The following is an 11,669-nucleotide window of genomic DNA, read 5'->3' as shown; positions in this document are numbered from 1 at the left end:
CAAATTATTACTTACCTGCTTTTTGCTTTGCTTCTTCAATCTTTTGATGATACTTGTCTAATGTAGCCTTAACATCCTTACCGTCGATAACTATTTCCTTTAATGCATCGTTAAGAGCCTTATCAACATCTGCCCAGTAAACAAGGTTTGGTCTTGGTTCAGCAACCTTCATAGCTTCGTTTATAGCATCAAAATATGGCTTTTGCCAATCTTCAACTTGACCATAAGCATCTGTTCTTGCTGATGGCCAGCCGAGCTTTGAAGCAAGTTTTTCTTGAACTTCCTTTGACATTAAGTATTCGATGAACTTAAGAGCAAGTTCCTTGTTTGGTGATCCAACTGGAATACCAAGAACGTCTCCACCAAGGACCTTTGAAGCCTTAACTGGTCCTGAGAATCCACCATAAGCCTTTATTTCCTTCTTTCCGCCATCCTTAACAATTACGTTAACACCAAAAGGCCAGTTAGCTGCAAGATACATTGATTCTTCAGCGATAAACCTATTTGTTGTGTTCCAGTCAGCCTTTAATGAGTCTGGTGAAAGGTATGGCCAAAGTTCCTTCAAGAATGTATAAGCCTTAATGCTTCCTTCATCATTAAGAACAAGTGGGTCTCCACCAGCTTGTCTTATGAATTCGAATAATTGAACAGTTGTATTTCCGTCAAATACAGCCTTAATACCTACCTTACCAACGCCTTCTTTTTCCTTTAATGTTTTTGCAACTTGTAATAATTCGTCCCAGTTTGTTGGTGGCTTTAATCCATATTGATTGAACTTAGCTTCATTGTAGAAATTGATTTCAACATTTGGTCTGAATGGGAAGAAATAAAGCTTTCCATCAAATTCACCAACTGTAACAAGTGAAGGAATTATTTCAGCTGGAATTTTGCTTCTAAATTCTGAAATATCTTCAACAAGTCCCTTTTCTACAAGTGGCGCAAGAGCCATGTTATCCTGTGCAATAAGATCAATTTCCATCTTTCCTGCCTGTTTCATTGCTTCTAATTTCTTTACAACGTCCCCTGATTCAACTTGAATAGCTTCAATTTTACAATTGTTTGCTTGTTCGAAGGCTGGGAAAATCTCCTCCCTCATAACCTTCCATTCTTCTTCACCAAGACCCATTGTAACTCTTAATGTTGTAGGCTGCTGAGCTTCCTTTTTAGCACAGCCTGCAAAGAAACCTGAAACAACAAATAAAGATAAAGCAAGTGCTACAAGTTTTTTAAATTTCATCAAGATTCCCCCTTTTTATATGATTATATTAACTGCCTTAGGCAGTCATTAACCCTTTATAGCTCCCCCAAGGTAATCTGATCTTATATATCTTTGGAGGGCAAATGTAATAATCAATACTGGTATTGTAAGTATCGTTGAGTAGGCTGCCTGTTGGAAGAAACCACCTCTTAAAACGTAGTAATAAATTTGTAGCGGTAATGTCTTTGTTGTAAGAGATAAATAAAGGGCATAAGTAAACTCGTTCCATGAATTAAGCCATGTAAACATAGCTGCAACTGCAAGCCCTGGTGCTGCAACTGGAAGAACTATTTTAAGTAGAGTTCTTATTCTACCTGCACCATCAATTGATGCTGCCTCTTCAAGATCAATCGGAATCGTTTCAAAGGTTGAAACCAATATCCACGCAATAAACGGGAGCTGCTCTATTAGGTGTGCCATAACAAGTCCTAAGTTTGTATCCATAAGGTTCCACTTTAAAAAGGTAACAGATATTGGCAGTGCTATACCTACATTTGGGAACATCCTCGTAAAGAACAAAGTTAGAATTATTGCATATTTTATCTTCCTATCAAATCTAGAAATTGCATAGGAAGCAGGTGCAGCAATAATCAAAGCTAAAATCATAGTAAGTGTCGCAACTATAAAACTCTTATAGAGGGGAGGCCAAAGATTCCCTGATTTAAACACCTGCTCCCAATGTTTAAACTCAAACCTTGTAATTAAAAACTTCGGATGAGATGTTAAAACATCCTCAGGCACAGCAAAGGAAACTCTAAAAAGTATATAAACAGGCACTGTCATAAACAGCACTATAAGTATTATTCCAAGGTAGAAGAAAAATTTGCTAATGATTTTTTTACTTTGCACCTTTTACTCCCTCCCCTCTATCCACAAATCTAAAGTATAATACCATGAATATTATTATGATAAGTAGCAATATCGTCGATGCTGCTGCTGATGCATTTAGGTTGTTGTAGGAATATTCATCATAGGCATAGGTTGCAAGGAATGGAGTAACTCTACCTGCTAAAATCTTTGGAAGTTCAAATATTCTAAATGAATCTACAGCCCTTAGTATCATAGTCATTGTGATGGAGGGTTTCAAAAGAGGCAATGTAACATAGAAAAATGTTTGGGTTTTTGATGCACCATCAATTGCACTTGCTTCATAAACATCGTTTGGAATCGATTCCAAACCGGCTAAAAGAAGTAATACTACAACCGGCAATACCTTCCAAGAATCCGCAAAGGCTATGACGAATATATTTTTTATACCTCCTGATGTCCACGCAATTGGCTTTGTTATTATACCGAGCCTGTATAACAATTCGTTTAAATATCCTTGCGTTCCAAATATATAAAGCAATGTAACACCTGATACAAGTGTTGGCACCCCCATTGGAAGTAAAACCAGGGACCTTACTAATCCTTTTCCTTTGAAATCATACTTTAGAGCCATTGCAATAAATAAACCTACAACTAATTGAAATGTAAGCCCTACCAATGTAACTGCAATCGTGTTGAATATTGCCATATTAAAATCCTTTTTAGCAAAAAGATACTGATAAGTTGAAAAACCTAATGCCCCTGTATCTTTATCTTGAAAACTTAACAAAATGGTTTTTAAAATAGGAAAAATAGTAAAGCCAAGGATATATAAAGCCAGCGGTAAAATTAAAAGAAGTTCAAAATAATACTTTTTAATAAATTTCATCAACTTTCCCCCTTTACTTTGCAAGAGCTTCTTTCAATTAATTCAAAATCAAGTTGAACTTCCCTTTCTACATCTTCTCCTTGGAGTATTTTTATAAGCATCTCCATCCCCTTTGCTCCCATTTCATATCTTGGCTGCTTTACAGTAGTTATAGGAGGATAAAAGTATTCTGCAAGTTCTACTCCGTCAAAACCTATAATTGAAAAATCATCAGGGACTTTAAAGCCATGTTGCATCGCACAAGATGCAGCACCAACAGCCATGGTATCTGAAGCTGAAAAAATTGCAGTTGGCTTGTCCTTAAGCTTTAGAACTTTTAGCATATTTTGATATCCACTTTTAAATTTATAATCACCGTAAAATATGATGTTTTCATCTAATTTTAAGCCGCTTTCTTCAAGTGCCCTTTTGTATCCGTTTATTCTTGGAATTCCAGCATTAGGGTCTTCCTTTTTCCCTGCAATCATGGCAATCCTTTTGTGGCCTAATTTAATTAAATACTTTGTAGCCTCATAGGCTGCCCTTTCGTTATCTATGGTAACGCTGTAAAATTCACTTTCATCATCTTTTGTGGCTATCAAAACTATAGGTATGTTTACCTTCTTAAAATCCCTTTTTAATTTTTCGCTTATTGTATTACTAATAAACAAAATTCCATCTGCCTTTTTTTCTTTGAGCATTATAAGGGCTTCCTTTTCCTTCTCCCTTTTAAGATCTGTATTTAAAAGTATTATGTTATATTTATACTCATTTGCTATATCTTCTATGCCCCTTACTATATCAGGATAAAAGGCACTGGATATATCAGGAATCATAACACCAATAGACTTTGTAGATTTTACTTTTAAGCTTCTTGCTATTGCATTTGGATTATAATCAAGCTCCTTGATAGCATCTAAAACTTTTTTCCTTGTTTCCTCAGAGACCGAAGGATGATTGTTTAAAACTCTTGACACGGTTCCTAGGCCTACACCTGCTTTTTTTGCTACGTCCTTTATTGTAACTGACATAAAATCACTCCTTGGAAACGTTTCCTTAAAAAAATAATATCATAATTTTTAGTAAAATTCAATATCTGTATTTTCACAAAATTAATATTTTCATAAATTTTTGTTTATTGTATAATATTACTTAATACTAACTTTTGGAGGATAAGGCATGAAGATACAGAATCGATTGACAAAAGATATTAGTATAGTGGCTTTAATAGTGCTTGTCTTAACTTTTTTTATTTTTAAAAAATATATTTTTGATCCTGTAACAACTTTTGAGAAACAAATAGCTTATGATAAAATAAATCGCTTAGAAATCTATATAAACAAACAAGCTCATATGTTATATAGCCTATCCCTTGATTATTCAAAGTGGGATGAAACTTATAAATTTGTAGAAACAAAAAATTCCGAATATATAAATTCAAATTTCAACTACGATATTTCCTTTGATAAAAACGGCGTAAACTTTTTATTTATTACCGATAAAAGTGGGAACATTATATATGAAAGATATAACCAAAATAGTTATGATGATGAATTTTTAAACAAAAAGATAAAAACAAGTATACTTCCTTTAATAAACAAATATATATTATCAATTGGTAAAGATACTTTAGGCGTAGAAAACCTTTATAACACACCAGTTTTATTAAGCATTCAAACAATTCAAGACAGCAATGCATCATCTCCGCCAAAAGGGTATTTTATAGTTGGTAAATATTTAAACAAGGAAGAAATTCGTGAAATAGATAATGATCTGACAGTTAATATAGACTCTATAGAAAAAACTAACTTTCTTGATCGATCTTTAAAACTCAATGATAATTTAATTTATGCTAAAACCACTTTTAAAAATATTTTTAATCTTCCCTCGGTGTCCTTTACAATTAGATTTGAAAGGATTTTTTATCGTGAAGCTATAAAAAACATCATGTTTTTTTCCCTTACTTCTCTGTTATTAGTTCTTACATCCATCTTGATATTTGTTTTTAGATTAAGAAAATCCATCCTCAACAGGATAATGCTGATTAAGGATATAATTAATACTATTGAAAAAACATCAAATCTTGAACTTCGCCTACCTATTGACGGTGATGATGAGATTGATATTTTATCAAGGGACATTAATTCTATGCTGGATAAATTTAAACTAACGTCAAAACGATTAAAGGAAAGCCTTGATGATATTTACTATCTTGCATATCATGATAGTTTAACTCAACTTCCAAATAGGCTAAAAGCCGTAAAACACATTGAAGAATTGATAAATGCTAAGAGACCCTTTTACGCTATTTTGCTTGATATAGATAATTTCAAAAATATAAACGATATGTATGGACATGATTTAGGCGATGCAGTTTTAAAGTTTTTATCAAAGAAATTACAAAATAATATAAAAAAGAATAAATTTATAGCAAGAATAGGGGGCGACGAATTTTTAATCATCCTTGAAAACCTGAGCGGCACTTTTCAAATTCAAAATATAGTTAATGATATTATTAACCTATTATCCAAACCTTTGCATTTAAAATCAGACAAATTATACATTGAAGCATCCATAGGAATAGCCGAATTTCCAAAGGATGGTTCTACTCTTAAAAGTTTACTAAAAAACGTTGAGATAGCCATGTATGAATGTAAAAAGAAAAAATTAAAATATCAATATTTCAATCCTGCACTAAATGAAAAGGCTTTAACCACTTTAACTTTAAGCAACAAATTAAAACAATGTATAGAAAATAATGAATTTATTATATTCTATCAACCTATTTATAGTTTAAAGGAAAATAAAGTTTGTAGTGCAGAAGCTTTAGTTAGATTAAGTTTAGATAATAAGATTATCCCACCTAATCAGTTTATTCCAATTGCAAGGGAATTAGGATTACTTCCCGAGATAGATAACTTTGTCTTAACTAATTCAATTAAACAATGTAAAATTTGGATGGATTCAGGTGTGGAAAATTTTTCAATTTCAATTAATACCTCTTTTAAACAAATTATAGATGAAAACTTTGTAGAGTTCATTAAAGACACTATCACAAAGTTTACTTTTTCCCCTCAGAATGTAATTCTTGAAATCACTGAAGAAGAAGCTTTAGAAGATTTAGAAAGGGTAGCAGAAATATTAAATAAATTAAAGGAATTAGGTGTAAAAATTGCAATAGATGATTTCGGAACAGGTTATTCCTCTCTAAATTATATAGCTAGACTCCCTATAGATATATTAAAGATAGATAGATCCCTTATAAATAACATAAAAGATGAAAAAAATATCGAAATAATAAAGGCCATTATTTCAATGGCAAACTCATTAAAATTAAGTGTAATTGTTGAAGGTATTGAAAACAAATTGCAACTTGAGATTTTAAAGGAACTTAATGTTGAAAAAATTCAGGGATATCTTATAGATAAACCTTTGCCTAAGGAAGAATTCGAAGCAAAATATATAAAGGGATGCTGAGCATCCCTTTATTTTTTAAGCATTTCTCCAATTGCTGCAATGTTGCCAAGGCTTGATATAGCTTCATTGGGAAGTATGATTTTATTTGCTGGATTTTTAGCCATCTCTTGTAGTGCTTCAACCTGCTTTAGTGCTATAACTACTTCATTTGTTCCCGATTCAATTATTGCCTTGTTTACAAGATTAATGGCTTCTGCCTGAGCTTCTGCGATCTTTCTTATTGCCATAGCCCTACCTTCTGCTTCAAGAAGCTGTGCTTCTCTTTGACCTTCTGCTCTTCTTATATTTGCTTCTCTTTCTGCTTCTGCCTCTAGAATTTTAGCCTGCTTTAACCCTTCTGCCTTTGCAATGGCGCTTTGTTTTTCACCTTCTGCTTGAAGTATTGCTGCTCTTTTATCTCTTTCTGCCTTCATCTGCTTTTCCATTGCCTGTTGAATTTCCGCTGGAGGAATTATGTTTTTAATCTCAACAGAAAGTATTTTAATACCGTAAGCATCTGTAATTTCATCAACAACCCTTAAAAGTTCATTGTTAATTTTATCCCTACCTGATAATACCTCATCAAGGGTCATATTTCCTACGATATTTCTCATATTAGTTATTGTAGAATAAATTATACCCGCTTTGTAATTTTCAATATTATAAATTGCTGCCCTTGCATCCATTACTTTATAAAAAATTACGTTGTCTATAGAAATTTTTACATTATCTTTAGTGATAACCGATTGTGGTTCAATGTCAAGTATTTGTTGCTTTGTCGAAACCTTTGCCCTAACAAAATCAGCAATTGGAACTATAAAGTGCCACCCAGGCTCCAATATCCTGTGAAACTGACCGAACCTTTCAACCACGTATAAATAACCAGTATTAACAATCCTAATTGACGAAATTACAACAATTAAAACTATAAATACAATTAACACCAAAAAAACATTAGCTATGATATTCATATTTTTTCCCCCTTACTTTTTTGGATTAAAAACTTACTTCCTTCTATGCCTATGATCTTAAACCTTTCTCCCCTTTTTATTATCTCCCCAGTATTTTTAGCAAGCCAATAAATTCCGTTAATTTTAATATGAGCCTTATCAATTATATCCTCTTCTGCCGTAAGTTCCATTCCTATATATTCCTCTTCCATCCTCAAGGTCCTCTTTACAGTCTTTTTTAAGGTCTCTTTGATAAAAGGATAGCTTATTCCTAAAGTTAAAGCACTGACAATTGAAAAAATTATAATCTGAATTAAATTTGAGGCATTAAAAATTAAAGCTACAATGGCAAAAATAGCCCCTATCGTGAAGGCAAAAAATAGATAAGCACTTGTCAGGATATCTGTCAATATTCCTAAAAGTGCTATTATAATCCAAACATATAACAAACAAATAAACCCCCTTATATGTTTTTTTTTATTATACTTCCAAATTCTGAAAATTAAAAGCTCTTAAAACTACTATTTTAGTCTTATTTGTTTGTTATTTGCCAAGAAAAATTAAAATCCTTTAATTATCTTAATATTTCCTTTCAGCAAGTTGTAATGCTATTTCTTTTAAAACCAATTTAGAGCTATTATTAGGAAGAGTCTCTATATTTTTTAAAGCTTTACTTGTATATCTTTTTGCTAGTCCTTCAGAATACTCTATTCCACCGTTCTTAATTATTCTGTCGATCAAATAATTTAAGTCTTCAATCTTATCGCTGCTTAAAATTTCTTCTAGCTCTTTATCATGTCTTAATGCATAAATAACTGGAAGAGTATAAATTCCCTCCATTAGATCATGTCCAATGCTTTTTCCAAAAGTCCTATCTCCTATCAAGTCCAATATATCATCCTTTATTTGAAAAGCCATTCCAAGATCAAATCCTATTTTTTTTAATCTATTAGCAATATCCTTTGAACACCTAGACTCCACAGCTCCTATAAAAAAGCTAAGGGAAAACAATATTGCTGTTTTTGCAGCAATCCTTTTTAGATAAGAATTTATAGAAACATCCGTTCTTTTCTTTGTCATCATTTGATTTATCTCTCCAACGCTTAGCCTTTCCATGCTTCTTATAACGCCCTTTATAGTATCAACCTGATCGCAAACCGTCAATAAACTCATACACCTTGAAAGGAGAAAATCCCCTATTAGAACGGCAGCCTCTTTTCCATATTTTTCTTGAACAGTTTTCATGTTTCTCCTAATCTTAGAATCATCCAGTATATCATCATGAATTAAAGTTGCGTTATGAAACATTTCAACAGCTGCAGCAATTTGAGTCATCTTGTCGGAATCATATTCCCCAAATGACGCAGCCAAGATAACAAATCCAGGTCTTAGCATTTTTCCGTTATTGTCAAATATATCTATCAACGCACTTTCTATCGTTTTTTCGCTGCACCTTACTTTTCTTTTAATTATTTTATTTACCTTCTGAAGTTCATCCCTCACAAAATCAATATTATCCCAAAATCCTGACATTTGATCACCTTTCTATCTTAAATTGTATTCTTCTAAGATGTTCAATAGAAAAGTTTGCTGCATATCCTATAAATATTCCTGTAACAAGCCCTGTAACTAATAAAAATGGCAAATACCAAAAAATATTGATATTGTTTAATATAAACATAGCAACTAGAACTTGTCCAACATTATGAAATATTCCTCCAACCATACTTATTCCAACTGGGGATATATTTTTGCTAATTTTAAGTAAAGTTAGCATCATAATAAAACTCAGGATAGCACCAGATACGCTAAACAAAAAAGAAGATAAATTTCCGCTAAAAATAGAACCCAATACTACTCTTATTATAACAATTAAAAGTGTTTCGTATGGAGTTAAAATATATAAAGAGATAACAGTAACAATATTAGCAAGACCTATTTTTGCACCTGGAAAGGTAAATGGTAATTGAATATACATTTCAATTATATAAAGACAAAGTGCAATTGAAATTAAAACTGAACTAAATACAAGTCTTCTAGTTTTCATGATGCCACCTCAATACGTAGAATCATCTATATCCTTTTTTTCTCCTTCTATCTCAACAACAATTTTATGGGGCAGGCAAACAATGCTTTCCCCTGCCCCTGAGATTTTACCCATCTTTACACATAGCCCGTCATGGCAATTTGCTTCCTTCATGTAAACGCATCCATTCTCTATTACGATTATATTGATATCTTTCCCATCCGTAATTACAACTTTATTATTCTCACTTAGCTTTAAGCTTTTATATAATTTTCCTCCCTTATATATGTGAACGTATTCACCTTTTCCTTTTTTGCTAAACATGTAAAATCCTTGGATGGAAAGAGCTATTATGAGTGTAATAACTATTATATATATGTCATGCTTTTTCATATATTCCCCTCTTTTTAGATTTAAAGTTTAATTTACCTCTAAAAGTCTTTTCCCACCATTTATAGAACCATGGAACTACATAATAATCAAGTCCAAAGGAACGTCCAGCTCCTCCTAAAAGGGCTATAGCGCCAAATATATACCAGAGTATTTCCTTACCTGCCATAGCAGACAATATAAAGTTAAAGCACAAGAAAATCGATGCTAATGATGCTAATGCTGTAAAAAGACCTGCTATCAATGCTAAACCTATTCCTATCTCAGCTAATACTACCATCACTTGAAAATAATAAGCAAAGGGCTCAACAAATATATGCATAAATTGTTGATAAAATTCAGGTGGCTGCTTTAAAAGTGGAACAGCCTGGCTTACTGCCTGGGATGCCGAAGCAACAGCCTCTGTTGCTTGGGATGCTCCAGAAACACTTGAAGCTGTTACAATAAATATTTTATCTGGACTTAGCCAGCCTTGTTTTACTTTGCCCAATCCTTCTATCAACCACATTATTCCTATAAATAATCTTAAAGGAACAAGCCAGAAAGTAGGCGTTTTAGAAGCAAAATGTCCTCCAACCATAGATTTATTATTTTTAATGTCCATAAAATGATGTTTAAAATAGTCCCATATCAATAAAAATCCGCCGATTCCAAATAAATAATGCATATTTACAAGATGTTTTGCTGCCATTGCAAAAAATCCTGTAACATTTTTATTCATCAAGGTTGCAACGCAGTATCTAGAACCTATAGATACCATAAAGCCATGATAGTTTGATTTGAACCTTTTCTTTTCACTGCCTTTGATATCTGCAACTATATTTTCAGCTGCAACATCCGCAGTTTGAAGAGCAGTTTCAACAACCTGAAGAACCGGTTTTTGATCTTCTTCAAAATATGTTATATCGCCAATAACATAAACATTGTCATAATCAACGCTTTGCATATATTCATTCGTTAAAATTCTTCCTCTTTTACCCAAAGTTATATCTAACTTAGAAGCAAATGAATTACCTTGAACCCCGCATGTCCAAATAAGGGTTTTAGTATTAATTACATCTCCATTTTTAAGGACAACCTTATCCTCGGAAACTTCAACAATAGGAGATGAGGTTCTTAGCTCTATGTTTAACTTGTTGATATAATATCTTGCCTTTTTAATAAGTTTTTCGTTCAAAGTAGGCAGTATGGTATCTAAAGCCTCAACTATCATTACTCTAACTTCTTTTTCATCTATATTATATTTATAGCACAATTCTTTTTTAAATTCTGCAAGTTCCCCTGCCATTTCAACTCCTGTAAAGCCTGCACCTGCTACTACAAAGGTTAATAATTTTCTTCTTTCTTCGCTGCTTGTGGTTTTTGAAGCTTCTTCAAACATGTCTTCAATATGTCTTCTAATATTTTTAGCATCCTCTAAAGACCATAATGTAAAACCGTATTCTTGAACACCTTTAACTCCAAAGAAAGCAGGTTCACTTCCTATGTTTAATATCAAATAATCATATTCATAAATTGCTTCCTTTGATGTCAATCTCCTGTTTTTAAAATCAACATCAATTATTTGATCAACAATAACATTAACCTTGCTCCTATGGAACAATCTTTTTAGCTCCACTTTTACAGCATCCTCTTCAACCCTTCCTCCAGCAACCTCATGAAGTTCAGTCATAAGGGTATGGTATGGATTTTTATCTATGAGATTAATCTCTACATCATGTTTTTTTAGTCTTTTATTTAACAATTTTGCAGCCCTAACACCTCCATACCCGGCACCCAGGATCACTATTTTTTTTGTCATTAAATCACCCCCGTATTTAATTCGTTAATATTATATTAAATCTTTTTAAAAATAATTTCAATAAAAATTATTAATTGAAATAAATTTTAAACTATGTTAAAATATTCTTGGAA

Annotated in this window: 11 protein-coding genes; 1 reads left to right on the top strand and 10 read right to left on the bottom strand. The window is 32.4% G+C overall.

The window, feature by feature from the left end; all coding sequences use genetic code 11:
- Positions 1-7: 7 nt before the first annotated feature.
- From Q3V94_RS02515 to Q3V94_RS02500, 4 genes are read right to left on the bottom strand one after another with little or no spacing between them, the layout of a single operon-like run.
- A complete protein-coding gene (locus Q3V94_RS02515; protein WP_008909418.1) occupies positions 8-1,237 on the bottom strand; it encodes an extracellular solute-binding protein in 1,230 nt (409 codons plus the stop codon).
- Between the two features lie 48 nt (positions 1,238-1,285).
- Positions 1,286-2,107, bottom strand: coding sequence for a carbohydrate ABC transporter permease (locus Q3V94_RS02510; protein ID WP_008909419.1), 822 nt, complete (start codon positions 2,105-2,107; stop codon positions 1,286-1,288).
- Positions 2,097-2,954: a carbohydrate ABC transporter permease gene (locus Q3V94_RS02505; protein WP_008909420.1), complete on the bottom strand. Its 858-nt coding sequence runs from the start codon at positions 2,952-2,954 to the stop codon at positions 2,097-2,099. Before Q3V94_RS02505 ends, Q3V94_RS02510 begins: the two co-directional genes overlap by 11 nt.
- Complete coding sequence (locus tag Q3V94_RS02500) at positions 2,954-3,964, bottom strand: LacI family DNA-binding transcriptional regulator (protein ID WP_008909421.1); 1,011 nt, start codon at positions 3,962-3,964, stop codon at positions 2,954-2,956. Before Q3V94_RS02500 ends, Q3V94_RS02505 begins: the two co-directional genes overlap by 1 nt.
- A 148-nt stretch (positions 3,965-4,112) precedes the next feature.
- On the opposite strand from Q3V94_RS02500, the gene Q3V94_RS02495 reads away from it, so the two are divergent.
- Positions 4,113-6,410, top strand: coding sequence for an EAL domain-containing protein (locus tag Q3V94_RS02495; RefSeq protein WP_051004414.1), 2,298 nt, complete (start codon positions 4,113-4,115; stop codon positions 6,408-6,410).
- Positions 6,411-6,418: 8 nt separating this feature from the next.
- On the opposite strand, the gene Q3V94_RS02490 is transcribed toward Q3V94_RS02495, so the two are convergent.
- The 6 genes from Q3V94_RS02490 to Q3V94_RS02465 all read right to left on the bottom strand — a co-directional run bounded on the left by Q3V94_RS02490 (position 6,419) and on the right by Q3V94_RS02465 (position 11,556).
- Positions 6,419-7,360, bottom strand: a complete 942-nt coding sequence (locus Q3V94_RS02490) for an SPFH domain-containing protein (RefSeq protein WP_008909423.1) — start codon at positions 7,358-7,360, stop codon at positions 6,419-6,421.
- Entirely contained in the window at positions 7,357-7,788 is a 432-nt protein-coding gene (locus Q3V94_RS02485; RefSeq protein ID WP_008909424.1) for an NfeD family protein, read from the bottom strand. Before Q3V94_RS02485 ends, Q3V94_RS02490 begins: the two co-directional genes overlap by 4 nt.
- Before the next feature lie 130 nt (positions 7,789-7,918).
- Entirely contained in the window at positions 7,919-8,872 is a 954-nt protein-coding gene (locus tag Q3V94_RS02480; protein WP_008909425.1) for a polyprenyl synthetase family protein, read from the bottom strand.
- 4 nt (positions 8,873-8,876) lie between these two features.
- Positions 8,877-9,386, bottom strand: coding sequence for a Gx transporter family protein (locus Q3V94_RS02475; RefSeq protein WP_008909426.1), 510 nt, complete (start codon positions 9,384-9,386; stop codon positions 8,877-8,879).
- A 9-nt stretch (positions 9,387-9,395) separates the two neighbouring features.
- Entirely contained in the window at positions 9,396-9,758 is a 363-nt protein-coding gene (locus tag Q3V94_RS02470; protein WP_040306532.1) for a NusG domain II-containing protein, read from the bottom strand.
- The gene (locus Q3V94_RS02465) at positions 9,745-11,556 is read right to left on the bottom strand and encodes an FAD-dependent oxidoreductase (protein WP_303524930.1); all 1,812 of its coding nucleotides are present in this window, start codon (positions 11,554-11,556) and stop codon (positions 9,745-9,747) included. The genes Q3V94_RS02470 and Q3V94_RS02465 overlap by 14 nt, the downstream gene beginning before the upstream one ends.
- Positions 11,557-11,669: the final 113 nt, after the last annotated feature.

Origin of the sequence: Caloramator sp. CAR-1, assembly GCF_030546345.1 — a bacterium.
GTDB lineage: Bacteria > Bacillota > Clostridia > Clostridiales > Caloramatoraceae > Caloramator > Caloramator australicus.
The sequence above is the reverse complement of the archived record's forward strand: the minus strand, read 5'-3'. Positions and strand labels throughout refer to the sequence as shown.

Bases quoted from the DNA above. Each gene is read 5' to 3' on its own strand.
- Q3V94_RS02515 (WP_008909418.1), bottom strand. From the start codon at position 1,237: ATGAAATTTAAAAAACTTGTAGCACTTGCTTTATCTTTATTTGTTGTT.
- Q3V94_RS02505 (WP_008909420.1), bottom strand. From the start codon at position 2,954: ATGAAATTTATTAAAAAGTATTATTTTGAACTTCTTTTAATTTTACCG.
- Q3V94_RS02500 (WP_008909421.1), bottom strand. From the start codon at position 3,964: ATGTCAGTTACAATAAAGGACGTAGCAAAAAAAGCAGGTGTAGGCCTA.
- Q3V94_RS02495 (WP_051004414.1), top strand. From the start codon at position 4,113: ATGAAGATACAGAATCGATTGACAAAAGATATTAGTATAGTGGCTTTA.
- Q3V94_RS02490 (WP_008909423.1), bottom strand. From the start codon at position 7,360: ATGAATATCATAGCTAATGTTTTTTTGGTGTTAATTGTATTTATAGTT.
- Q3V94_RS02480 (WP_008909425.1), bottom strand. From the start codon at position 8,872: ATGTCAGGATTTTGGGATAATATTGATTTTGTGAGGGATGAACTTCAG.
- Q3V94_RS02475 (WP_008909426.1), bottom strand. From the start codon at position 9,386: ATGAAAACTAGAAGACTTGTATTTAGTTCAGTTTTAATTTCAATTGCA.
- Q3V94_RS02470 (WP_040306532.1), bottom strand. From the start codon at position 9,758: ATGAAAAAGCATGACATATATATAATAGTTATTACACTCATAATAGCT.
- Q3V94_RS02465 (WP_303524930.1), bottom strand. From the start codon at position 11,556: ATGACAAAAAAAATAGTGATCCTGGGTGCCGGGTATGGAGGTGTTAGG.